This window comes from Pseudomonas sp. GNP014, from assembly GCF_054344005.1.
In genome coordinates this window covers 2,052,423-2,077,194 of the sequence record NZ_JBTGUS010000001.1, presented here as the reverse complement: position 1 = coordinate 2,077,194, position 24,772 = coordinate 2,052,423, and the positions used below count along the sequence as shown (strand labels likewise).

At 61.3% G+C, this 24,772-nt stretch carries 21 protein-coding genes; 4 read left to right on the top strand and 17 right to left on the bottom strand.

What is annotated here, in order from left to right:
• Positions 1–27: 27 nt before the first annotated feature.
• The 7 genes from ACXX9E_RS09260 to mdaB all read right to left on the bottom strand — a co-directional run bounded on the left by ACXX9E_RS09260 (position 28) and on the right by mdaB (position 8,244).
• A complete protein-coding gene (locus ACXX9E_RS09260; protein ID WP_128614478.1) occupies positions 28–1,440 on the bottom strand; it encodes a hypothetical protein in 1,413 nt (470 codons plus the stop codon).
• A 130-nt stretch (positions 1,441–1,570) separates the two neighbouring features.
• The gene (locus ACXX9E_RS09255; RefSeq protein WP_458555327.1) at positions 1,571–3,028 is read right to left on the bottom strand and encodes an N-acyl-D-amino-acid deacylase family protein; all 1,458 of its coding nucleotides are present in this window, start codon (positions 3,026–3,028) and stop codon (positions 1,571–1,573) included.
• Position 3,029: 1 nt separating this feature from the next.
• The gene (locus tag ACXX9E_RS09250) at positions 3,030–3,890 is read right to left on the bottom strand and encodes a MurR/RpiR family transcriptional regulator (protein ID WP_123464445.1); all 861 of its coding nucleotides are present in this window, start codon (positions 3,888–3,890) and stop codon (positions 3,030–3,032) included.
• A 15-nt stretch (positions 3,891–3,905) separates the two neighbouring features.
• Complete coding sequence (locus ACXX9E_RS09245; RefSeq protein WP_458555326.1) at positions 3,906–5,255, bottom strand: GntP family permease; 1,350 nt, start codon at positions 5,253–5,255, stop codon at positions 3,906–3,908.
• Positions 5,256–5,632: 377 nt separating this feature from the next.
• Positions 5,633–6,526, bottom strand: coding sequence for an NAD-dependent epimerase/dehydratase family protein (locus ACXX9E_RS09240; protein ID WP_267804382.1), 894 nt, complete (start codon positions 6,524–6,526; stop codon positions 5,633–5,635).
• Positions 6,527–6,629: 103 nt separating this feature from the next.
• Positions 6,630–7,541, bottom strand: a complete 912-nt coding sequence (locus ACXX9E_RS09235; protein ID WP_123464441.1) for a LysR family transcriptional regulator — start codon at positions 7,539–7,541, stop codon at positions 6,630–6,632.
• Between the two features lie 112 nt (positions 7,542–7,653).
• Positions 7,654–8,244, bottom strand: a complete 591-nt coding sequence (gene mdaB, locus ACXX9E_RS09230; protein WP_128615152.1) for an NADPH:quinone oxidoreductase MdaB — start codon at positions 8,242–8,244, stop codon at positions 7,654–7,656.
• 182 nt (positions 8,245–8,426) lie between these two features.
• Here mdaB and ACXX9E_RS09225 point away from each other — a divergent pair, with 182 nt between their 5' ends.
• On the top strand, positions 8,427–8,741 hold the full coding sequence (locus ACXX9E_RS09225) for a putative quinol monooxygenase (protein ID WP_123464437.1): 315 nt from the start codon (positions 8,427–8,429) through the stop codon (positions 8,739–8,741).
• Here the strand turns inward: ACXX9E_RS09225 and ACXX9E_RS09220 are convergent.
• Positions 8,731–9,495: a sulfite exporter TauE/SafE family protein gene (locus tag ACXX9E_RS09220; protein ID WP_458555325.1), complete on the bottom strand. Its 765-nt coding sequence runs from the start codon at positions 9,493–9,495 to the stop codon at positions 8,731–8,733. The genes ACXX9E_RS09225 and ACXX9E_RS09220 overlap by 11 nt on opposite strands.
• A 234-nt stretch (positions 9,496–9,729) precedes the next feature.
• Here ACXX9E_RS09220 and ACXX9E_RS09215 point away from each other — a divergent pair, with 234 nt between their 5' ends.
• From ACXX9E_RS09215 to ACXX9E_RS09205, 3 genes are all read left to right on the top strand, one after another.
• Positions 9,730–10,611, top strand: coding sequence for a LysR family transcriptional regulator (locus ACXX9E_RS09215; RefSeq protein ID WP_458555324.1), 882 nt, complete (start codon positions 9,730–9,732; stop codon positions 10,609–10,611).
• A gap of 55 nt (positions 10,612–10,666) precedes the next feature.
• On the top strand, positions 10,667–11,242 hold the full coding sequence (locus tag ACXX9E_RS09210; protein ID WP_123464432.1) for an NAD(P)H-dependent oxidoreductase: 576 nt from the start codon (positions 10,667–10,669) through the stop codon (positions 11,240–11,242).
• A 200-nt stretch (positions 11,243–11,442) separates the two neighbouring features.
• The gene (locus ACXX9E_RS09205; RefSeq protein WP_123464430.1) at positions 11,443–11,853 is read left to right on the top strand and encodes a MerR family transcriptional regulator; all 411 of its coding nucleotides are present in this window, start codon (positions 11,443–11,445) and stop codon (positions 11,851–11,853) included.
• A gap of 69 nt (positions 11,854–11,922) precedes the next feature.
• Here ACXX9E_RS09205 and ACXX9E_RS09200 read toward each other — a convergent pair whose 3' ends face one another.
• From ACXX9E_RS09200 to ACXX9E_RS09160, 9 genes are all read right to left on the bottom strand, one after another.
• On the bottom strand, positions 11,923–14,544 hold the full coding sequence (locus ACXX9E_RS09200; protein ID WP_458555323.1) for an efflux RND transporter permease subunit: 2,622 nt from the start codon (positions 14,542–14,544) through the stop codon (positions 11,923–11,925).
• Between the two features lie 33 nt (positions 14,545–14,577).
• Positions 14,578–15,414: an outer membrane lipoprotein-sorting protein gene (locus ACXX9E_RS09195; protein WP_123464428.1), complete on the bottom strand. Its 837-nt coding sequence runs from the start codon at positions 15,412–15,414 to the stop codon at positions 14,578–14,580.
• 68 nt (positions 15,415–15,482) lie between these two features.
• Positions 15,483–16,781 (bottom strand): DUF1302 family protein, encoded by a 1,299-nt coding sequence (locus ACXX9E_RS09190; RefSeq protein WP_123464426.1) that lies wholly within the window; start codon positions 16,779–16,781, stop codon positions 15,483–15,485.
• A gap of 2 nt (positions 16,782–16,783) precedes the next feature.
• A complete protein-coding gene (locus tag ACXX9E_RS09185; protein ID WP_123464424.1) occupies positions 16,784–17,548 on the bottom strand; it encodes an SDR family NAD(P)-dependent oxidoreductase in 765 nt (254 codons plus the stop codon).
• Positions 17,545–18,282, bottom strand: a complete 738-nt coding sequence (locus tag ACXX9E_RS09180) for a 3-oxoacyl-ACP reductase family protein (protein ID WP_123464422.1) — start codon at positions 18,280–18,282, stop codon at positions 17,545–17,547. The genes ACXX9E_RS09185 and ACXX9E_RS09180 overlap by 4 nt, the downstream gene beginning before the upstream one ends.
• 9 nt (positions 18,283–18,291) lie before the next feature.
• Positions 18,292–21,162, bottom strand: coding sequence for an aminotransferase class III-fold pyridoxal phosphate-dependent enzyme (locus ACXX9E_RS09175; protein WP_123464420.1), 2,871 nt, complete (start codon positions 21,160–21,162; stop codon positions 18,292–18,294).
• Positions 21,163–21,216: 54 nt separating this feature from the next.
• Positions 21,217–22,425 (bottom strand): beta-ketoacyl synthase N-terminal-like domain-containing protein, encoded by a 1,209-nt coding sequence (locus tag ACXX9E_RS09170; RefSeq protein WP_123464418.1) that lies wholly within the window; start codon positions 22,423–22,425, stop codon positions 21,217–21,219.
• The gene (locus tag ACXX9E_RS09165; RefSeq protein ID WP_336347167.1) at positions 22,422–23,717 is read right to left on the bottom strand and encodes a beta-ketoacyl-[acyl-carrier-protein] synthase family protein; all 1,296 of its coding nucleotides are present in this window, start codon (positions 23,715–23,717) and stop codon (positions 22,422–22,424) included. The genes ACXX9E_RS09170 and ACXX9E_RS09165 overlap by 4 nt, the downstream gene beginning before the upstream one ends.
• Complete coding sequence (locus tag ACXX9E_RS09160; RefSeq protein ID WP_458555322.1) at positions 23,714–24,772, bottom strand: beta-ketoacyl synthase; 1,059 nt, start codon at positions 24,770–24,772, stop codon at positions 23,714–23,716. The genes ACXX9E_RS09165 and ACXX9E_RS09160 overlap by 4 nt, the downstream gene beginning before the upstream one ends.

Genomic DNA, 24,772 nt, shown 5'->3' with positions numbered 1-24,772 from the left:
CCGTACTCGACGAGCCAAATGGCCGAATCAACGCAGCGTCTTGAGTACCAGATCGCTGTAGAAAAAACGGTTCTTGTCGGTGCGTGCAAAGAAGAAATAAGCATAATCCGACAAGTAGTAGTAGGTGTTGACCCGATTGTACTCATCGCCTTCTTTACTGCACTTCAACTCTTTAGCCGAGCCGCTCAAGGTTGCATTGAGTTGGCTCGCCGACAGTTCGCGAACAACGGTGCAGTTGGTGTTTTCCTGGCGCTCGTCGACTTTGCCGAGCAGCGAGTTAGTGCTGCTGAACGTCGCTTTGTAGGCCAAGCGTCCGTTGACCGGCATATGCTGCCAGTCGCCGCTGAAGCTTAGGTTGATGACACTGGACGTGTCTTTCATCGAGGGCCCCTTTGAGACGCTGAAACGGCTCAATTTCGCCAGATCCAGCAGCCCGCGAAAGGTAACGGCATCGCTCTCATAATTGGCGCCTGATAAATGCAGAGTCAGTTGCTGCGAGGCGCTATCGATTTCGAAGTGGCGCACTTCGCGCATGTCTATAGTCTTGCCCTGGTAATTCGACTGGCCCGTGATTTCCACATAGTTGAGCGGTTTAACGGCGTCCGGCATGTTCAGTTGTTTGATGGCTGATGTCACTGCCGGGGTAAGCGTTGGCAGAATCACTGGAACGCTTTTCTTTGCGCGGGCAACGAACTTGGGCAGTTGCGCTGCTGATTCGGGTTTTTCACAGACCAGTTTGAACAGCCGCTCGTAGTCGTCGTTGCTGCCGCTGATTGCACTGGAGGTCAATGCAATCGCGTCCTGTCCATCCGTGACAGTGTTGTCGGCATCCAGATCGTAACCCGCCACCACACGGTAGGTCTGCTTGCCACAATCGACTGCGTAACGCTCGCGCTTCTGTGCATAGGGAGCGTCGTAGGGCACATCGAATCCAATCAAGGGGTTGTCGTAGGCCGCCCAGAATCTCAGTTCGGAACCGTCCTTCTTGAGACTGTTGCGATCAAACAATACCCATTGTTCCTCGCCGCGGCCTTTGACCACTCGCCAATCCGAAGCCGGCGTGCTGGCACACGCCTTGATGAAGTCAGGGTTGTTTTTCAACATCCCGAGCACGTTGGCCGGCATCGCTCGACCGATCGAGTACTGCTGACCATTGAGCCCCGGATACATCCGAGCGCCGCCGCCCAGATACAGCAAGCTGGCACGGTCGGCCGCGCAGGAGGCTTCCATCTGAAAAACCACACCTGCCGCCGCTTGCGCATTGCCGGACTGACTGATCTGGAACGTCAGGATATCGCCTTCGCGCATAACCGAATCGCTGACCAATGGACGTGCGAGGATATCCTTGAACAAGGCCTCGGCTTCCGTCACCTGGCGTGATTGTGGACTGACACAACCGGCCAGTAATGTGACGGCTACGAGCAAACAAACGCGGTACATGAAACTCCCTGGGGCGACAGACGCCAAATCCACTGAATGTCAGCGATTCGGCTTGGTCGAGGGAATCTTTAATTCCAATGTGCCATCACTGCACAAAAATCCAGACCACGTCGCAAACCTGCGACTGCGGTTATACAAAACCTTTGCGCAGGTCATCTTCACGGGCGAGGAACCGTCCTGCGTGGCGTCCTGAAGACTGCCCCTCCTGGTAGCTCAACACGCCGTTGACCCACACCCCGTCAATCCCTTGCGCGGCGCGTTGCGGGTCATTGAAATCCGCCACATCGCGCACGGTCACCGGATCGAACAACACCAGATCCGCCCAGTGTCCTTCGCGAATCTCGCCGCGTTCCTTCAAGCCAAAGCGCGCCGCCGATAATCCGGTCATCTTGTGCACGGCGGTGTGCAGCGGAAACAGCCCGACGTCGCGACTGAAATGCCCGAGTACCCGTGGGAAAGCGCCCCACAGGCGCGGATGCGGGAACGGGTCTTCCGGCAGTCCGTCAGAGCCGACCATCGACAACGGATGGGCGAGGATTCTTCGTACATCGGCCTCGTCCATTCCGTAGTACACCGCGCCCGCCGGTTGTAGGCGTTTTGCCGCGTCGAGCAGTGGCACGCTCCATTCGGCGGCGATGTCGATCAGATCGCGACCGCTGACTTGCGGATGCGGTGTCGACCAGGTGATGGTGATGCGATGCGCGTCGGTGACTTGCTTCAGATCCAGCGTCGAAGAACTTGCCGCATACGGGTAGCAGTCGCAACCGACGTGCTGGGTTTTCGCGGCTTCCTCCAACGCCGCGAGCAGCTGCGGACTGCGTCCCCAGTTACCGACTCCGGCGCACTTGAGGTGGGAAATGATCACTGGCGAGCGCGAATGACGGCCGATGCTGAACGCTTCATCCATAGCCTCCAGCACCGGTTCGAATTCACTGCGCAGGTGCGTGGTGTACACCGCGCCGAATGCCGTCAGTTCTTCGGTCAGTTGCTTCACTTCATCGGTAGAGGCGTTGAACGCACTGGCGTAGGCCAGACCTGTGGATAAGCCGAGCGCACCGGCTTCAAGGCTTTCACGCAATTGCTCGCGCATCGCAGCGATTTCGCCTGGCGTGGCGGTGCGGAACAAGTCATCGAGGTGATTACTGCGCAGTGCCGTGTGGCCGACCAGTGCAGCGACGTTCAGCGTGGTGTTGGCCGCTTCGACCGCCGCACGGTAATCGCTGAAGCGTGGATAAACGAAGGCTGCCGCTGTGCCGAGCAGGTTCATCGGGTCCGGCGGATTGCCTTTCAGCGTCACGGGCGAGGCGCTGATCCCGCAGTTGCCGACAATCACCGTGGTCACGCCTTGGCTGAGTTTGGGCAGCATCTCGGGTTGGCGGATGACTACGGTGTCGTCATGGGTGTGGACGTCGATAAAACCCGGCGCCAGCACGCGGCCGGCGGCGTCGATTTCTTCGGCAGCGCTGGCGTCTTGCAAGTCACCAATGCGCTCGATGCGACCAGCACGAATCGCCACATCGGCGTGGTAGCCGGGCGTGTTGCTGCCATCAATGACCAGGGCGTTGCGAATCAGCGTGTCGTACAGCATGTCAGTCTCCCAGCGGCAGGTGATCGTCGCCGCCACGGTATTCGTCGAGGGCGAGCTTGATCCGCCGCAGACGTTCTTGATTGTCTTCAGGATTGGCCAGTGCCAGCTCGGTGGCGAGTACGTCGATGGCCAGCAGCATGCCGTAGCGCGCCGCCGTCGGTTTGTAGATGAACGAGGTTTCTGCGCCTTGCAGCGGCAGGACGATGTCGGCCAATTGCGCCAGCGGCGAGCCGGCGCGGGTGATGGCGAGGATGCGCGCGCCGTAGTTGCGCGCCAGCTCGACCGTTTCCAGCAGCTCTGGAGTGATGCCGGTCAGCGAGCAGACGATCACCACTTGTTCGGCATTCAGGCTGGCGGCAGTGACGCGCATCATCACCGCGTCGTGACACACCGCAATCGGGTAGCCGAGGCGCACCAGCCGCACCTGCAATTCGTCGCTGCACAGGGTCGAGCAACCGCCCATGCCGAACGCATGAATCATCCGTGCCTGGCCGAGCATTTTCACCGCATCGGCAAAGCGCGATTCGTCAAACCCGGCCAGATGCTGGCGCAGGGTGGTTTCGATATCGCCGACAATCTGCCCGTAGAACGCCGACTGCTCGGGGGTGCCTGCCGGATCGAGAAAACGGCTGCCAACGCCGCTGGCCTGAGCCAGTTGCAGGCGCAGATCACGCAGGTCGCGACAGCCCACGGTGCGGGCGAAACGCGACAGCGTGGCGGTGCTGACTTCGGCGCGGCGCGCGAGGTCTTCGAGACTGGCGCTCGCAGCAAAGCCAACGTCGTCGAGCATCAGCCGGGCGATGCGGCCCTCGCCGGCGCTGAAGGAATCCTGACGGGCGCGGATCTGATAAAGGATGTCCATGGCGGCGGGCTCCGGTTACAGCAGGTAGGAAAGGCCAACGGTCAGGCCGAAAGCGACCAGCGAGATCAACGTCTCGAGCACAGTCCAGGTCTTGAACGTCTGCGCGACCGTCATGTTGAAGTATTCCTTGATCAACCAGAAGCCGCCGTCGTTGACGTGGGAAAAGATAACCGAGCCGGCACCGGTCGCCAGCACCAACAGCTCAGGGTGTGGATAACCCAGACCAATGGCCACCGGCGCAACCACGCCGGACGCTGTGGTCATGGCCACGGTCGCCGAACCGGTGGCCACCCGCATCAACGCGGCGAACAACCAGCCCATGATCAGCGGCGACAGGTGAAATTCGTGGGCGAGGCCGACGATCTGATCGGTGACGCCCGCGTCGACCAGAATCCGGTTCAAGCCGCCGCCGGCGCCCACCAGTAACGTGATACTCGCGGTCGGCGCCAGGCATTCGTTGGTGAACTTGAGGATCGACTCGCGATTGAAGCCCTGGGCGATGCCCAGCGTCCAGAAGCTCAGCAAGGTCGCCAGCAACAGCGCAATCACCGAGTTGCCGATGAACAACAGGAACTGATTGAAACCGCTGCCTGGCGTGGAGATCAGGTTGGCCCAGCCACCGATCAGCATCAGCACCACCGGCAACAGGATGGTCGCCATGGTGATGCCGAAACCCGGCAGTTTGTCGCGCGGTTCGCGGTCGAGGAATTGTTTTTCCAGCGGGTTATCCGCCGGCAAGTGAATGCGCGGCACGATGAATTTGGCGTACAGCGGCCCCGCGATAATCGCCGTCGGAATGCCGATGGCAATCGCATACAGCAAGGTCTGCCCGACCGACGCCTGATACGCCTGCACCGCGAGCATCGCCGCCGGGTGCGGCGGCACCAAAGCATGCACCACCGACAGGCCGGCCACCATTGGCAGGCCGACCATCAGAATCGACACGCCGACGCGGCGCGCCACGGTAAAGGCAATCGGCACCAGCAAGACAAAACCGACTTCGAAAAACAACGGCAGGCCGACCAGAAACGCAATGCAGACCATCGCCCAGTGCGCGTTCTTCTCGCCGAATTTCGCGATAAGCGTGCGCGCCATCTGCTCGGCGCCACCGGATTCGGCCATCATCTTGCCGAGCATCGTCCCCAGCGCGACCACCAGCGCAATATGCCCCAGCGTCTTGCCCACCCCGGCCTCATACGCCCCCACCACACCCGACGGCGGCATCCCCGCCACCAGCGCCAGACCGATGGAAATCAGAGTGATGACAATGAACGGATTGAGCCGGTAACGCGCGATCAACACGATCAGCGCGATGATGGCGACGGCGGCATAGACCAGCAGCCAATAGCCGAAGGAAGGCGTCATGCGGTACTCCTCGAAAGGGTCACGTTCGAATGGGTTGTGAAACTCATAAATCATTTCGAGATCGAGTTTTCAAACCACATGAAAGTTATTTTCGTGGAGAGGTAAGGCGTGTCGCGAACGGATATGTCTTGTCGCGATAAATGAAAATCACGGGGCGGGATTTACATGACATTCCGACAGATGAGAAACCCGTGTGGGAGCGAGCCTGCTCGCTTCCACATTGATCGCAATCCTTTAACCGAAATGCAAAAACCTGTGGGAGCTGGCTTGCCAGCGATGATGGCCGCACATTCAACACAGATGCTGACTGGTCGACCGCTATCGCTGGCAAGCCAGCGCCCACAGGTTCAGTGGTGTTTACAGAGGGGGTGTACAACTCACACCATTTCGTTACGAATCCATTCCACCACCGACGTACGCTTCGGCGCCCAGCCCAGCAGTTCGCGGGCGTGTTTGCCGCGTACGCGGCTGTTGGAGCCGAGGCCGTAGTTGGCCATTTCGTAGCCCCATTCGGCTTCGGCGTCTTGCAGCGGCCAGTCTTGTGGCTGGCCGAGGTTCAGGGCCTGGGCCATGGCGGTGGTCATGTCGATGAATGACGCTTCACCGCTCTCGACGAAGTAGAAGGTACCCGGCACGTTCCTGGTCAGCGCCAGCAGGTACAGGGCGACGACGTCTTCGATGTGCACGTTGGACCAGATGTTCTGGCCGCTGCCGACGTGCCGCACCACGCCGCTTTTGCGGGCCTGTTTGAGCAGGCGCGGCAACTGCACGCTGTCGCGATTGACGCCCAGGCTGTGGCCATAGATCAGGGTGTTGCAGATCACCGCCGAATTCACTCCGTCTTTCGCCGCCGCGAGGATCAGGTTGTCGATGGCCACGCGGGCCGCCTTGTCGACGGTCGGTGGCGGCAGGTTGTCTTCGACGTAGATAACGTCGCTGGACTTACCACCCGAGGCATCGCCGACGATGCTCGAACCGCTGGTGTGCAGGAACGCTTTGTTCGAGCCGCGCAACGCGTCGAGCAAGGCTTCGACCGCACCGCGATGGTCGCTGCTGGCGGCGTTGATCACCGCGTCAGCCGCGCGGGCCTGTGCGGCCAGCAGCGTGCTGTCTTCGAGGGTGCCGATCACCGGGGTGATGCCCAATGCCTTCAGCTCATCAGCCTGCTCGGCGCTGCGCACCAGGCCCGTGACATTGTGCCCGGCCTGGACCAGACCGGTGGCGATGGAGCCGCCGATAAAACCGGCGGCGCCGGTGATGAATACCTTCATGGAGAAACTCCCTGCGTGAATAAGTGATGGGGCGAGTATCGGCCGCCGAGCGTGCGGGAAACACCCGCCCTCGCCCAATTCACTCTTGCGCAGAGGTCACGAATCAGCCCTTGAAGTCGGCGTTGGCGTAAGCGACGAGTTTGCTCTGGATGAAGTCGAGGAAGCACTGAATGCGCAGTGCCAGTTGCGAGTTACGGTAGTACACGGCGTTAATCGGCTGACGATAACCGCTGTTGAATTCCGCCAGCAGCACCTTGAGGCGCCCGGCACGGATGTCGTCGATGGTCATGAAGTGCGACAGGCAGGCGATGCCCTGACCTTCCAGCGCCAGATGACGCACGGTCTCGCCACTGGAGGCGCTGATCGCCGGGGTGATCGGCCAGCGGTCGCCGTGCACGTAGCGCAGCGGCCATTGGTTGAGGCCTTCGTTCTGGGTGAAGCCGAGCAAGGTGTGTTCGCTCAGATCGGCGACTTGCTGCGGCGCGCCGTGTTTCTCCAGATACGCGGGGCTGGCGACGATCAGCAACGGACTGCAGCCGAGGGAGCGCGCGTGCAGCGTCGAATCGGCGAGGGTGCCGATGCGGATGGCGATGTCGGTGCTTTGTTCCAGCAGGTCAATGATCAGGTCATTGCTGTTGAGTTCGAGCTGGATGTCCGGATAGAGCCGGCGGAATTCGTCGATGTAGGGGACGACGGCATGCAGCATGAACGGCGATGCGGCGTTGATCCGCAGGCGTCCGGACGGGGTTTGCTGGCGCGAGGACAGACGCTCTTCGAGGGCGTCCATCTGATCGAGAATCAGCTTGGCCTGCTCGAAGAAGTACTTACCCTCCTCGGTCAGGTCCATGCGCCGTGTGGTGCGGTTGATCAGCGTGGTGTCGAGCTTGGCTTCCAGCCGTGACAAGGTGCGACTGACCGCCGACGGCGTCTGCCCGACCTGCTCGGCTGCGGCAGAAATCGAACCGCACTCGATCACGCAGACGAAAATCTGCAATTCATCGGATCTGGCTTTCACAGGTATCCCTTGGGCTGATCATCACCCTTGTATTGTGGGGAAGGTATCCAATTGTGGCGAGGGGATAAATCCCCCTCGCCACAGATCACTCGCCTGGCCCAAGGAAATCACTTCACGCCTGGAGGCCAAACACCTCTGTCAGATGCCGCTCATAGCGCGCCACATCGTTCTCGATGTTCGGCCGCTTCATTACGTCGACACAGAGGAACGTCGGCAACCCGGTCATGCCGAGAAACTCATTGGCCTTGTGAAACGGGAAGTACACCGCGTCCACGCCTTTGGCTTCGAAGAAGTCGGTCGGGTCATCGAAGGCCTGCTGCGGTGCGTTCCAGGTCAGCGACAACATGTATTGCTTGCCCTGGATCAGGCCGCCACTGCCGTACTTCTGCGACGCGTCGGAACGGGTACGACCGTCGCTGGCATAGAGGCTGCCGTGGCCTTCGGTGAACACTTCGTCGATGTACTTTTTCACCGTCCACGGCGCGCCCATCCACCAGCCCGGCATTTGATAAATGATCACGTCGGCCCAGAGGAATTTGGCCACTTCTTCTGCAACGTCGTAGCCCTCGTCGATGAACGTGGTCTTGACGTCGACACCGCCGCGATCCAGGACACTCAGCGCGGCTTCGTGCAGGGTGGTGTTGTAGCGACCATCGGAGTGGGCGAATTTTTTACCGCCATTGAGCAACAATACTTTTTTCATGAAAGCGCCTCGCACAGCCATTGGGCTGGAGAAAGATGGGCAAAGGAATGGCGGCAGGTTACCCACCCATCACGCGCGGAATAAGCCGCGTGGGCGCAAAATACATTTGATCAAAATGCACGAATCTCATGCCGATTGTTGCAATAGCATTTCCGGCTATCAGTATTTGAGGAGTTGTTTTGATGAATGAACACCACGGTTTTATCCTGCACGCCAAGACTCGCCCGGAGAAAGCCGATGCCTTCGAAGCGCTGTTTCGCGCTTACGTCGAACCGAGTCGCGCCGAGCCCGGCTGCATCGAGTACCACATGCTGCGCGACAAGGAAGACCCGACGCTGTTCATCTTCTACGAGATCTGGGAAAGCCAGGCGCATCTGGACGTGCATTCGAATCTGCCGCACATGCGCGAGTTTTTCGAGAACCGCATGGCGTACCTGGAGCGCGATTTCGATATCCGTCGGATCGACATGCTCAGCGCGTCGTCGGCTAGCCGCTGATCAGCAAATGGGCGCCGAGCGCGCCCAGCCCGATGAAGAACACCCGCTTGAACAGTTCCGCGCTGATCCGCTGACGCAGCCATTGGCCGAGCAACATGCCAAGCACTGCCGGGATCAGCGCCAACAGCGAGGCACTCAATTCGCCGCCACCCAGCGCGCCGCGCCAGAGCAAACCACCGGCCAGCGCCAGCGTTGAAACGGTGAAGGACAGACCCAGCGCCTGCACCAGTTCATCACGACTCAAGCCCAGCGCCTGCATGTACGGCACCGCCGGAATCACGAAGACGCCCGTGGCCGAGGTGATGACGCCCGTCAGCAAACCGCACAGCGGACCGAGCCAGGTTTCGTGGCGCGGTTTGACGTGCATCGCTGGCAGGAACAACCCGCTCAACGCATACAGCAACAACGCCGCGCCCAGCCCTTGTACCACCCAATGTCCACCGGCCATGCCGATCCACAAAGTGCCGACGCCGGTGCCGAAGAAAATCATCAGCAGCATCGGCCACAGACGCTTGAGCAATCCTTTCAGATGCCCGCCAAAGGCCAGTTGCCAGACGTTGGTCAGCGTAGCCGGAATGATCAGCATGGCGGCTGCCTGTGACGGTGCCATAGCCAGACCGAGCAGGCCCATCGCAACGGTGGGCAGGCCGAGGCCGATCACGCCTTTGATCAGGCCGGCGAGGACAAAGGTCGCGATGACCAGCAAAGACAGGGCCAGCCCCAGGTTTTGGTAGAAATCTGCGAGTGTGTTCATGGCGCTACTGTGCGCCAGTCGGGGTTGGCTGAAAATCCGCCATATACTGAGGGTGCCTCTCACTGAGCAAGAGGCTGATATTTTCTTTGGCGCTTCTGGCCCCATCGCTGGCAAGCCAGCTCCCACAGTATTTTTGTTGTTCAAACATTTTCAGATCAACACTGAAAACTGTGGGAGCTGGCTTGCCAGCGATGAGGCCCGCCCCGACACCACCAAAATCAGATGCTGCCAACCATGCACTTCGACCTCACCGACCTGCGCCTCTACCTGCACATCCTCGACACCGGCAACATCACCGCCGGCGCCGCCCGCAGCCATTTATCCCTGGCCGCCGCCAGCGCCAGAATCCGCGCCATGGAAGCCTCGCTTGGCGTCGATTTTCTTGAGCGCGGCCGCCGTGGCGTCACCCCGACTGCCGCCGGCAAAGCGCTGGCGCAACACGCACGGATCCTTCTGCAGCAGGCCGAACGCATGCAGCAGGACCTGGCCGAATACGCCCAAGGCGTGAAAGGCCAGGTGCGCTTGCTGTGCAACACCACGGCGATCACCGAATACCTGCCGGAGGCGCTGGCGGACTTTCTGCGCAGTCATCCCAATCTCGACATTGATCTGCAAGAGCTGCCAAGCGCACGCATCACCCATGCCCTGCGCCAGGGCGCAGCGGACATCGGGATTGTCTCCGATGCGGTGGACACCCACGGTCTACAGACCCGCGCCTTTCGCGATGATCCGCTGGTGCTGATCCTGCCGCCGGCGCATCCGCTGGCCGAGCAGCCTTCCCTGACCTTTGCGCAAACCCTGGCGCATGATTTCGTCGCGCTCGGCGCCCATAGCGCGCTGGCCATTCACCTGGAGGAACAGGCGCTGCACATCGGCCAGCGCATGGCGATCCGCATCCGCACCGATGGCTTTGACGGAGTCATGCGCATGGTGGCGCGCGGGGCGGGGCTGGCGATCGTGCCTAAGGTCGCCGTCGAGCGCTGGGCCTCGGTGCATTCGCTGGTGTGCCGACCGCTCGACGAGATCTGGGCGAACCGCGCCCTGCAACTCTGCGCGCGGGATTTCGCGCAGTTGCCCGGTTACGCACGGGCCTTGCTCGACGCATTGACGCCTTGACTCTACCGCTAGGGGCAGACTCTATCCTGTGCGCTTCATTTCAGGAGTACACACAATGAGCAAACGAATGCTCGTGATTCTGGGGCACCCCTCCACCGACAGTTTTTGCGGGGCATTGAGCGAGACCTACGTGCAGGCGGCCAAAGACGCCGGGCATGACGTCCGCCTGCTACGCCTGGATGCGCTGGATTTCGACCCCGTGCTGCACGAGGGCTACAACAAGGTGCAGCCACTGGAGCCGGATCTGCTGCAAGCCCAGGCCGATATCACCTGGGCCGAGCACCTGACGTTTGTCTATCCGATCTGGTGGGGCGGGATTCCGGCGTTGCTGAAGGGCTTCCTCGACCGGATTTTTCTGCCCGGATTCGCCTTCAAGTACCGTGAGGGCAAAGCCTTTCCGGACAAGCTGCTCAAGGGACGCACTGCACACCTGCTGGTGACCATGGACACGCCGCCCTGGTATTACAAGTGGATCTATCGCATGCCGGGCCTGCACCAGATGCGCAAGACCACCCTGGAATTCTGCGGGATCAAACCCCTGAAAACCCTGACGTTCGGACCGATCCTGGGCTCCAAACCCGGCCAGCGCGATATCTGGCTCGAACAGGCCCGGGCAACCGCCGCCAGCTGACGTTGCCTGTCTGAACCACTGACGGCGCAGTCGCCGCCGTCAGTCCGCCACCGGGCTGCCGTCGCAGGCCCGTCCGTCGCCTGTGCGCGTCATTTACGCACAGTTGCAATACCTCGATGATATTCGACATATAATCGCCCCCCGATCTGGCATGACGCCTGATCGCGCTACGCCCTGTTTGATCATCGAGACGGACCTTTATGTACATTGGCAAAGCCGCCCAGCTGTCGGGCACCACAGTCAAAAGCATTCGCCATTACGAAGAAATCGGCCTGTTGCCCGAGCCCAAGCGTGAAGGCAAATACCGCATCTACAGCCAGCAAAGCGTTGAAGTGTTGACGTTCATCAAGTGCGCCCAGCAACTGGGCTTCAAGCTCAAAGAGCTGCAGGTGATCCTCAACAACTACCGCGGCGACGAGTTTCCCTGGGACATGGCGCAACGTGCGATTGCCGAAAAAAAAGCCGAACTGGTGTCCCAGATCGGCGATTTGCAGCAATTGCACGACGGCCTTGAAGCGTTTGAGAACAACCTCAACGATGCCCGCCAGGAATGTCAGTTCGAGCGCATCGCCCGCTATGGCGAAAAAAACCCGGGCAATACACTGAACTGAAAACCCTGCTGCACCGTATGACCGGGCTCGCCTGCCGCCTCAGGGCCTGCGCACCCGGTCGGTGGCGAATCAGCCCGGCACCGCCTCTGTCTCTGCCTCAGTGCGGGGGGCCTGAACCGGCGCATGCACTGGCGCAATCGCCGCAAAGAACCACGGCGATACCAGCGTCACCAGCACAATGGTCATGACCCCACTGGAAAACAGCGCCATCGCCACCAGTGCACCGAGGTCGACGATCGGTTTGAAGTCGGAAAACAGCAGCGCCATGAAGCCCACGGAGAAGATCACCACGTTGATCACCGTCGAGCGTCCAACGCTGTGCATCGCCTGCAGAATCGCCGCATCAATTTCGATGCCCTGCTGCACCAGCAGCTTGATGCGCGACAGCAGGTGCACCGCGTAATCGACCACGCCCACCACCAGGAACGTCACCAGCGTCGTGCCGATGTTCAGTTCGATGTTGAACAGGAACATGAAGCCGTAGACCGTCACCGAAGTGGTCAGCAAGGTCAGCATGCCGAGGATCCCGAGGCGCACCGACTTGAGCCAGTACATCATCATCAACGTGACGACCAGCAGCGCCAGGGAAAAGCTCAATACCTGGCCCTGAGTGATTTCCTGCAACACACCGGTCCAGATCAATGGCGTGCCGGCGTGGGTCACTTCGAGGTTGGCGGGTTTGTTGATCAGCAACCAGGCATCGAGGCGATCGAGCATGCCCTGATAGTCGCTGGCGACCGACGAGGTCATGGTGTACAGGGTCAAGGCCTTGGAAAAGTCCGCATTGAGTACGTTGTTCAAGTCGGAGCCGCCACCGTTTTCGAACAGCATCACGTGCTGCTCGATCAGCGAATTGCCCGGCACTTCAAACTGCTCGACCTGCCCGTCATCATTGACCGACGTGACCTTCTCCAAGGCATTCGGCACCCGCAGATAATCCGGATTCATGTCGTTGAGCACGAGGTTCATGCGCTTGACGTAAGTGGCCAGCGAGTAGCCGTAGCTGACGTTCGGCTGCTGCTTGATGAAGTGGTCGAGCTTGTCGATGAACTGCACCACGTCGGTGGTCAGCACCCCGCGCGGCTCCTTGCTGTCGATGGCGATCCAGCCCGGCGCCGTGCCCGCGACCTTCGCGTGGTTGATGAATTGATCGGACACGCGAATGTGGCTCTCAGGCTTGAAGTAGGCAATGCCGGAGTCTTCGATATCGACGCGGAAGGTGAACACCGTGGCCAGCGCCAGCAGCGGCAGCACGACCAACAGGATCGGCTTGCGAAAGCGGATCATCCAGGCGCAGAACGCGACCAGGTAACGCGAGATGATCGATTCCTTGTGCACTTCAGCCTTGGCTTGCGCCGGCTGATCCTTGCCCCACAGCGAGATCCACGCCGGAATCAGCAACAGCGAAATGATCAATGCCGCCGTCAGGCCGATGGACATGAACACGCCGAAATTGCGAATGCTGACAATGTTGTTGGTGGTGGAAATCATGAACGTGGCGATGGTCGTCACCGTCGTCAACACCACCGGCACCACCATCAGGCGCTGGGTTTCACGGTTGGCTTCGCGGTTGCTCTTGCCGGCGTTTTTCTGCTCGTAATATTCGGCCATCACATGGATCGCGTCCGAGCAGCAAATGGTGAACAGGAACACCGGCAGCACACTGGTCAGCAGGTCGAACGGCACCCGCAACAGCGCCATCAGCCCGAGGGTCCAGATGGTGCAGAACAGAATATTGAACAGCGGCAACAGCACGCCCAGCGGTTTGCGGAAGAAGAAAGTCAGCAACAGGGTGATCAGCAAAAACACGATCGGGAACAGCACGGCCAGGTCGTGGTCGATGATTTCCTGCTGCGCGGCGATGAAGATCGGCATGCCGGCAATGAAAATTTCGTCCTTGTACTCCGGATGCTCGGCCTGGTACTGCGCAACGATGCCGCGCACGATCTGATAGGCGCGCAGTTGCGCCTGGGCATCGTCCTGCTTGGTGCCGAGTTCGGCCACCAGCATCGCGACTTTCTTGTCCTTGGACACCACCCCGTCGACCATCAATTCGTTGCCCATGATCTGCGACTCGACCACGGCCGGGTCCATATCATAGGCATTGAGGGTCTTGTGAATCAACAGCTCGCCGTCGTCGGTCAGGACGATGTTTTCCAGGTCGCCCATCGAGGCCATTTCGCGGATCGGGTTGATCCGCTCAGCGAGAAAGGTCAGGAACAGCTGATCGTGCGAGTCCCAGTTCTGGCTCTGCGCATGGTCACGCAAAGCCTTGGCCTGGGCATAGTCGTTCTGGGAAAAGCCGCCCTCCAGGATGTCCCGGGTCAACAACTGCGCGCGGCTGTCATTCGGGTACTTGCCGACGATTTGCGCCAGTTGCTCCTTGTCGGCATCGTTGGCCAGAATCATCTTGCGCACTGACTGCGACATCGAAAACAGCGCGTTGAGCGTCTGCTTGTTGAACACCGTCTGCGGGTTGTTCAGCGCCACCATCACCGAGTCGAAGGTGCCGGTGAACTCACCCTGCAAGTCGATGATGGTCTTGCGCGCCGGGTGGCTTTCCTTGAGCAGATAAGGGTTGGTGTCGGAGACCAGCGCGCCCAGCGTATAGGTGAAATACGCGGTAATCGCCACCAGCAGGAAAACAATCGCCCGCGCATAACGCTCGACGAAATTCAGATATCTTTCCATGATCATGCGGTTCCAGGTCGTCGGGGTCGGCGCTTAGCGGGCAGACACGGCAAATTCCGGCAAGTCACCGGATTTCAGGCCGCGCTTGATCGCGGTCTGGGTAAACAGGCGGTCTTCCAGCGGGACGTTGTACTGCAACTGGTTGAAGCGCATTTCCGAGCGCGTGCCGTCGATGAAGTGTTCGGTTTCACTGAGCACGATGCTGTCGATCGAGTCGATGGTCGCGACTTTCTGCGTGCGCATCTGCTTGATCAACACGCCTTTGACGTCGAAAAAGTCCTGGCGCATGACCAGGAAGTTCTGCTTGTCGATCCACACTTTCAGCTTGTTGTAGCCGGTCTTGGCCAGCACTTCAGGGGATGCCGGTTCGCGCTCGATCACGTAGCAGTCGCGGCCCTTGATCTGCTCTTCGCCGACGAGTTTCTGCGAGTAATCCTTGACGCGGATCTTGTCCAGGTCGGCATACGAATACTCACTGCCCATGAACGAGCCGCGCTTGTCGGTGGTGGAGATGCGGCGGGTCTGGCGGCTGACCGGCAGGTACATCCACTGGCTGTCTTCCAGGCCCAGGGTTTCGTGGGGGTTCTCGATGTGGAAGGCAACGTCACGCACGTCGGTCGGCGCGGAAAAGTACATGCTGAATTTGTCGCTGTCCGGGTAGTCCTTTTGCAGGTAAGTGAACTCGCGAACCCGGGTATTGCCCTTCTTGTCATGCAGGATCAACGAGACCTGGGACATGAAGCTGTTACCGTCGTTGCGATCACGCACCTGACGGATGATGTCATCGGCATTGCCGGCTTCGGCGGCACTGGCGCAGGCGCTGCCCAGGATCAATGCGGCGGTGGTCAGACTTTTCAAAAACGGCAACATAAGAACTTCCCTTTTCATCGGATGAATGCGTGGGCGCCTGCACCAGCGTGGCGACAGGCGCAATGGGGTTAAAACAGATAGCCGGCCGACAGGCGCAGTTGGTCGTGCTTGCGGTACTCGCCGAAAGACCGGTCAGGTCTGCCGAAGAACACGTCCACTTCCAGGCCGAGCTTGATGTAGTCCACCGGTTTGTAGGTGAAGATGCCTTGCAGCAATGCGTTGTCCTGAAACGGTGGCGAGGCGGCGGCCACCAGACGACTCTTGAGACGGTCCTGCCAATGGGTGCCTTCGGCCGACAGGGTGAACAGCGGTTCGCGCTTGTCCTGCAACATCCCGTCCTGCCAGTCGAGCAGCACTTGTTCCTGCCACTGCGCGGAAATCAGCCAGTCGCGCAACAGGTAATCGACCCCCAGCAATGACTTGACCATCGGCGTGCTGTCGGCACCGTAGGCACGCGTCGGATTGGTCACGCGCCAGTTGTCGAAATACGCCACCTCGCTGCGCACCACGATGCTGTGCCCGGCGTCGATCGCCAGCCCGGCACCGCCCATGGTGTAACGGGGAAACTGCCGTTCCAGCCGAGTGCGACCGTCGTCGGCGAGGCCTTCGACCGCGTACACCGGGTCCTGCTGACGCGCGCTCAAGGCGACAAAACTGGTGTCTACCGCGCCGATCCGGCCGTTGGCGCTCAGGCCATAGGAATAACCCTTGTCACCGTCATAGCCAGGTTTGGAATCGAGCAGGAAATATTGCGGGTCCGGCGCGGCAAACAGGGGCGCGGCAAACTCACTGCCGGCCACCGGCGGCTGGTTTTTCACAAAATCGGTGATCCACAGCGCTTCCAGTTCCCACTCGCCCACCGGTTGCGCAAACCGCACCATCGGCACGGCGATGCGGCTGTCTTCGAGCAGCGGGGTCAGGCCGTCGCGGTAGTCCAGCGGGTTGATCTGATCGAGTACGCGCAACTCATCGGCACGCCCCCAGACCACTTGCTGCCAGCCGACCGTCACCTCGCCATCGCCCAGCGCATGGCCCACATACAAGTGCCGCCAATCGGCATCGAAACGGTATTTATCCCGCGCCCGCTCGCTGTACGGTTGGTTGCCGTCGTAGCGCGCGTCATACCGCACGCGGCCCTTGGCCTTGTAGTAACCGCCGTCCCAGTTGTCTTCCAGGTTGGCCTTGAAGTACACGGCTTTCTGCGTGACCTGATCGTCACCGTGCAGGCGCACGGCCGTGGCCACGCCGACTTCACCGTCGGCGTAATCCGGCTTGAGATCATCGACGGTGAATTCGGCCATCGCGGCGGGCGCGGCCAGGCACGTCCACACGGCACAGGCGAGGTGGCTGATGTGAAATCGAGGCATCGTTACATTCCCAACCCGACACCGCCATCAATCACCAGGCTCTGGGCAGTCACCCCACCAGCCTCGGGACTGGCCAGGTAACGCACCATCGCCGCCACTTCTTCGCTCTGGATGAAACGGCGCATCGGCAGTTTCTTCTTCGCGTTGCGCACGATCTGTTCCTGGGTCAAACCGGCAATCGCCGCTTGCGTCGCCAGTTCACCCTGCAACATCGGCGTATCGATCCAGGCCGGCAGGATCGCGTTGACGGTGATCTGCCGCGACGCCAGGTCCAGCGCCAGCGCCTTGGTCATGCCGACGATGCCGTGCTTGGACGCGCAGTACGCGGTGTTGCGCACCTTGCCGGCCCGGCCGAGGATCGACGACATGTTGATGATCCGCCCACGGTCCGGCATCAGCGCCAGGCACAATGAGGTCACATAGAACGTGCCGTTAAGGTTGACCGAAATCACCTTGTGCCAGTTGTGCAGATCCTCCGGCTCGTTCTCGTTGCAGATACCGGCGCTGTTGACCAGCACATCAACGTATTCGACTTGCGAACCGAGGGTCTTGAAGAACGCCTCCATCGCCGGCAGGTCGGCAATGTTCGCCGCGTGGGTTTCGACCCGTGCCTTGATCTGCGCGTGTTGTTCGTCGACCCAGCGCTGCAGTTCCGGCAGATCGAGATCCAGCAGGATCAGACGATTGTCGGCCTCGGTGGCGAAATTCTCCGCCACCGCGCGGCCGATGCCCTTGGCGGCACCGGTAATCAGAATGGTCCGGCTCATGGCATTTTCAGCCCGCCGTTGACCGGCAGGACCTCCCCGGTCAGGTACAAACCGCGATCAGCGAGGTACAGCACCGCTTCGGCAATTTCTTCAGGTTCGGCGTAGCGTTTGATCAGCAGGCGCGACTGGATTTCTTCCTCCTGACTGCCGATCAGCGCCGTGCTCATCTCGGTCTTGACGATGCCCGGCGCTACCGCATTGACGCGAATGTTGCGCGGCGCCAATTCCACAGCCAGGGCGCGAGTCAGCGACTCGACCCCGCCCTTGGCCGCGGCATAATTGCTTTGGCCCTTGCCGGGTTTTTGCGCCGCCACCGAACTGATATTGACGATGCAGCCACTGCGCTGGCGCATCATCCCCGGAACCACCTGCTGACAGCACAGCAGGGTGCCGATCAGGTTGGTCTGGATCACCTCGACGATGTCGCGGGCCGACATCGTCGCGAGCAAGCCGTCACGGGTAATGCCGGCGTTGTTGACCAACAGATCGACACGCTGGAAATGCTGGTCGACCCGTTCGAAAAACGCCTTGATGCTCTCGCCGTTACCGACGTCGCATTGTAGCGCCAGGCAGTCGATGCCCGACGCCTGCACTTCATCGCGCAAGGCCATCGCCGCCACTTCATCGCGCACGTAACTGAACGCGATCTGATAACCCGCACGGGCGAGGGTCAGGACAATCGCCCGACCGATGCCGCGACTGCCACCGGTCACCACTGCTACTTTATTCGGCATGACCGTTCCTTAAAGCGAGTTGTCGGTTTTGAACTGGGCGAGGCTGAAGCCGTGGGTCGCGGCCAGTGCACGAATCTGCTGCACTTGCTCGCGGCTGATGTCGCCGTAGGAGTAGTGCTGTTTCATACCCGACAGGCCCATCAGCACCGACTCGGCCATGCACGCATACAGCTGACCTTGCTTGAGGTAGGCGCGGACGTTTTTCACCAGGCCATCGCCCAGTGGCGTCTGCACGATGCCGCCATGCATGTAGAGCACGTCGGCGCGCTGGCTGGCGAGGTTCTGGTCAACGTTCAGCGGCACGGCGATGTCGCAGATCACGCTGTTTTCAGCAAAGTGCTCGGCAAAGAGAAACGGCTGCGGTGCGTTCGCCGCGCAGAGCACGATGCGCGCTTGCTTCAACACCTCAAGATCGTTGCTGACCGTGATAAAGGCGTTGGCGCCCAGGCGTTCTTCCACCAGCTTCGCCACGCGTTGACCGAGGTCGGCACTGTTGCCGTGGGCCTGCAGCAGCGCTTCGATACCGTCGATTTGCTGCAAGCGCCGGGCGAGACGATCGTGTTCGGCGACCCCCTTGAGAATCGCCCGGGCGGCTTCGGCGTAAATCTGTTGAGCGGTTTTCTCCAGGCGGCGCAGCGAACCGTCGCGACCGCTGCCGATGAGGATCAGGTGCTCGACACTGGTCGACAACAACGAGGCATAGGTCGAAGCGATGTTGCCGGCGGCGCCGACTACCGCTGCAGTCTGCTCGCCCAGCTCAAGGCCTTGTTGCTTGCAGCCCTGTTCGATGGCTTCCAGGCCCATGCCGATGGTCAGTGCATTGCCGGAAGTCAGCGCCATGTCGGGAATCTGCAGCGCCTGGCAGTTGTTGGTCACGATCGAGGTGTACATGCCCAGACCGGCGACGCTGTAGCCATCGGCGCGGGCATCCTTGATGCGATTGCCAACCTCTTCACGGATGGTTTGCAGATCACCGCTGGCGATATACGCAGCCATCGCATCGGAGTCCATGCACAGCGGGTACAAGGTGAACTCCACCGCCGTGCCGAGTTTCGAGCGAATCTGCACCGGGCCGATCGGCGCGGCACGGCGCTCGGGGGCCATGCGTTTGATGAACTCGCGCTTCTGCTCAGCGCTCAGGGTCGACAGCGAAGGATCGACATCGCTGAGCATGTCCGAATCAATCAAATGGTTGATGAACGCCACGCGAGCCACCACGCGCACGTTCTCGTCAGACTTTGGGCGGGTTTCGGTCTCCTTGAAGCTGACCTCGCGTGCTGGCACGTCAGCGATGCTGTCGGCACACACACCGGCGGCCAGCGGGAAGGCATCGCGGCGGCGCAGCATGTCGCAGACTTTTTGCAGGGAAGCGATCAACCCGTCAATTTCCGCAAAGGTGATGCACACCGGCGGTTCCAGACGGATCACATTGGCGTTGCTGCCCGACGGCGCCACGCGCAGGGATTCGAATTGCAGCAGGTAGCCGGCGATGATGTAGCCCAGCGCGTCGTTGTACTGCGCCGATGCCTGAACCAGTGAGCTGGTGCCGGTCAGGTCGTGCAGTTCGAAACCCAGCAGCAAGCCGCGGCCGCGCACGTCGGCGATGACGTCCGGATAGGCCGCCTTGAGTTCCAGCAACGAAGATTTGAGGTATTCGCCCTTTTTGTTCACGTCCTTGAGCATCGCGCTGTCGTTCTCAAACAAACGGCGCAGGGCCGACAGGGCGATATGGCAGGACGCATCGTCTTCGGCGAAGGTCGAGCTGTGGATGTAGCTGAAATCGTTTTCGTAGTGGCTGGCGCGGATCACCGTCGCGGCGATTTTCATCAGGCCACCGCCCAGGGCTTTCGACAGGCAGTAGTAATCGCCCTGCAAGTTGAAATGGCTGGCGCCGAGCAAGGTGCCGGTGCGGCCGAAACCCGATTGCACTTCGTCGATGATCAACGGGCACTGCTGCTCGTTGCACAGGCGGCGCAGGCCCAGGTAGAACTCGCCGGCGAACTCGTTGATGCCGCCTTCGCCCTGGATCGGTTCGAGCAGGACTGCGGTGATCGCGCTGAACGCCTCGCGCCGTACCTGCAGGGTTTCACCGCTCCATTCCAGGCTCAGCCAGTGACGGATATGCCGGGCCGGCAGTTCTTGCAATTGTTGCGGCTGCTGCGGGTCGATGAACTCGACGTTGAGACCGAAACGGGCGAACGGCTTGCGGTACTGCTTGCCATAGGTCAACTGAACGGTGTTCACCAGTTTGCCGTGGAAGCTGCCGCGCACAGCCAGGAACACCGGCTCGACATGCAACTGCGCCAGGTTGTGCTGACGCACCGCTTCGGCCACTTGGCGCACGGTGACGCAGGACAGATTCTGCGGCAGCAGGCCCGCTGGCAAATCGAGATCGTCGATGTCCAGTTCGACATAAGCCTTGTCGCTGGCAACCAGATTGGCGAGGGCGAAATCGCGCTCGTCGAATTGCTTCTGCAGGTTTTTCTGACGACGGTATTCGGCGTGCTTGACGGCGATTTCCACCGACTCGGCGCCGCTGTTGGAGAAGGTCGAAATGTAGCGTTCGTTGTTGTTCAGCTCACGGTTGAACGCCTCACTGAGTTCGCGCCCCAACTGGCCGGCGGCACCGCGCACCGACATCTGCGCGTTGAACGGCACATCGGCACGCAACAGGCTGCAGAGCTGATCGACGAATTGCGGATCGTTGTGGCCATACAGCGCGGCCCCGTAACCGCCGAGGAAGTCGGTGACGGTCACCTCTGCGCCCTGCTTGTCGCGGTAAAACAGTTTGCTGCCGAGCGCACGATGGAACTGGCACTCCAGGCCCAGGGCCTGCATCAGTTCAACGAATTTCGGCCGTACGTAATCGCGATAATCCATGACAGTTATATCCCTTGAGTGAAAAATCAGATGCGCTGCGTTGCGTCCGGACAGTCAGTCGGCCGCGTGAAATTCCAGTTGAAAACAGGCGCTGAAGCCGTTGTCGTCGCGGTTGATGACCAGGCAATCGTGCAGCACGGCATCACGCGGCTGCGCCATGACAAACGGCAGATGCGGGTCCACCGGTTGCTCAAGACCGATGATCGGAGCGACGCTTTGCGCCTGCAGGGTTTGCCGGGCGAGAATCAGATCCACCAGGCTCGGCGCACCACTGAGAATGCCGGTCAGCGGCGTGCTGCTGGTGATGTGCGCGGCACCGGTTCGCGCCAGTGTGCGGGCCAGGTCGGCGTCCTTTTGCGGGTCACCGGTGGCGCTGCTGATCAACAAATCAACCTGTTTATCCGGCAGGTTCAGCGAGTCCAGGCGTGGGTGCGCAAAGAGCCCTGTCAGACAGGTCTGCGGCCCGGCCGGCAGGTCATCGGCACGTCGCAGCACCACGGCCGCAGCGCCTTCGCCGACAATGCCGCCGTGTCCCTGGCGATCGAATGCGCGCAGGTGCTGCGAACCGTCGGTGCTGATCACACCGGCCTCGGCCAGGGCAGCCAGCGCCAGCGGATCGAGCTCACTGCCGGCACCCACCACAATCGCCGCATCGATGCGGCCACTGTGCAGCGCCGCGCAGGCTTCACGCAGCGCCGCCAGATTACCGGCCACGCCTTGCATGTAGGCGTTGCACTCGCACTCCAGTTTCAGCGCCAGACTGACCACGCCGAGCAAACCGTTGCTCAGGCTTTTGAGCACCAGAAACGGATCGAGCGCACGCTCCTGCAACACCCGTTGGGCGAGGCGTCGCATGTCGGCACCGTTCTCGGTCTGACATTCTTGCAGCAGTTCGCCGTAGGACGTCAGCGATGGATGGGTGTAGCCGCCCTGACAGCAATAGAGACCGAAACGCACGTCGCTGGCACCCGGCTCGAGTCCGGCTTGCGCCAACGCCTGACGCACCGCGCTGACACCCCAGATCACCGCCGGCGGGCAGTAACGCTGCAGGTTTTGCGCGACGTCCTGGCGACTGCGTTGGTGCGCTGCATCGCTGACGTGGCCGAATGCGACGACCCGCTCACTGTGCAACAGCGACGATTGCAGGGGCGAGATCGCGCTGCGACCTTCAAGGGCCGCCGACCACAATCGGTCGACGCCCCAACCGCTGGGCAACACACAGCCGCTACCGGCAATGGCGATACGCGCGGTGGCATGAGTCATTGTCCGTGCTCCCGATATTTGCCAAGGGCCAGCGAGGTGTTGAGGCCACCGAATCCGAAGGAATTGCTCAGCGCGTAATCAACCCGACGGCTGACAGCCTGACCGGGGCAATAATCCAGATCGCACTGTTCATCGGCGGTATGCCGGTTCACCGTTGGCGTGATCTGGTCATTCAGGCAGGCCAGCGCAGTGACGATGCATTCCGGCGCACCGGCGGCCGCAATCAGATGGCCGAATTGCGATTTGTTGGCGCTGACCGCCAACGCCCGATAATGCTGCTGTTCGGCGAACACGCTCTTGATCGCCAGGGTTTCGGCAACATCGTTGAGCGGGGTCGAGGTACCGTGGGCATTGATCAGGTCGATCTGCTGTGCGCGCAGGCCGGCGTCGTCCAGCGCGGCCTGCATCGCCAGTGCGGCGCCGCGTCCTTGCGGTTGTGGCGCGGTGACCTTGTAGGCATCCAGGCTGCTGCCGAAACCCAGCACTTCGGCATAGGGCGTCGCGCCACGGGCCAGGGCATGCTCGAGGCTTTCGAGGACGACAAAACCACCGCCCTCACCGGCAATCAAGCCGCTGCGGTCGCGGTCGAACGGCCGGCACAGATCGGCGCCCCAGCGTTGTTCGCCCGAGGCGGCGCCGAGCAGGTACAGCGCGGCCATGGTGTCCAGGTTGAGCACCGAATCGGCACCGCCGGCCAGCGCCACGCTGACTTCGCCACGTCGAATCATCTGAAAGGCATTGCCGATGGCCTGAGAAGCACCGGCGCAGGCACTGCTGATGTTGATCACCGGTCCTTCACACCGCAGATCGTCGGCGATCACACGCGCCAGCCGGTCATTGCTCTGACGCAGCGAACCTTCGGCACTGACCTGGGCCGATCGCGACATCAAATGCTGCCAGCCCGGCACACCGCCCTGCGGCGACTCGGTCAACAGCATGTCGGCGAGCATGTGCTGCGGTGCACCCGAAGCACACAACACCGCCGCGCCGCGCAACTGCTCTGGCTGCAGGCCGCTGTCGCTGACCGCCTGGGTGGCAGCCACCCAGCCAAAGCGGCTGCGCTTTTCCAGGGGCAACGTCCAGGCCGGGTGGTCTTGCAGTTTTTCCGGCATCAGGCGCATGTCGACAGGCGCGGCATAGCGCACGGCAAATGTCCCGTCGTCCACGTCATCGGGTTGCCACGGCCGCACACAATGTTCGGCGCCGAGCATTTTTTCCCAGAGGGTCTGCCATTCGAAACCGAAGCCGGTGACGGCGCCCATTCCGGTGATCACAATCCGTGTCGCACTCATGCGTGCTTCTCCATGGTTTCACTGGCCAACAGCAACGCGCCCCAGTGACCGGCGCGGGTGTGGCTGACAAGCAACGTGTAGCCCGGCGTCGCGGCCGCTTCACGGCTGAGGTGCAACGTCAGGGCAACATCGGTCAACAGGCCGCTGGCGCCCAACTCACCGGTGAAGTCCCGCGTGTGGCGCATGTCGTGCCGGGAGGCTTGGAGCACGCTCATCAATTGAGCGTCATCGCCGTTGCCGACGAGGTGCTCGACGTCGCCCAGACGCAGCTTCTCGCGACTCAGGGCCTGTTCGATCACACGTTGACCGACCGCAGCAGCGCGCTGCGGATCGGCGCTGTAGCCGCGGGCAAAACCGGCCACGCGCAGCATCTGTGTCGCGCCCGCAGGCGGGGTCGCGGCCAGCAGCAAAGCCGCTGCGCCTTCACCGAAAACCGGTTCGCCTGCCGGATCGGAGTCCCGTAGGTACAGCGCCGGCGTCAGGTTCGGGCTGCTGCTGACCACCAGCGCCGCATCGGCACGGCGTTCGCCGATCTGCTGGCAGGCTTCGATCAGCGCATCAAGCCCGGCGTTGTCCTGAGAACAGAAACCGCCCATCGGCCCATGGCAATTCAGCGCTTCGGCGACATAAGCCATGACGCTGCTGTTGAGCAGGGTCAGCGCGTGCAGCGGCGGCGTATTGGCCAGCAGTTGCACAAGCTGTTTTTGCGGCTGTTCGATGATCGCTTGCACCGCGTCCCAGCAAGGGCTCGGGGCGTCGACCTCCGGAATGGCCGCCGTCAGGGCGATGCGCGACGCGGGCAATTGCAGTGCCGCCAGCGCTGGCGCCAGCCGCGCGGTGCAATGCAGCAGCCGCAACCCCTGCGGCTCGACGCTGCGCTGGATTTTGCGGTCGAACAGGTCACTGGCCAGACGCGGCGTCGGCAAGGCAAATGCCTGGCGCCGAGGGTCAAAGGCCAGTGGCTGGGCTGCCGGCGGGGTGCCAAGCAAGTCGGCGCATTCGCTGCCGGCCGCGTTCAGCACGGCAGCGGCATTGATATAGATGGCTCGGTTCAT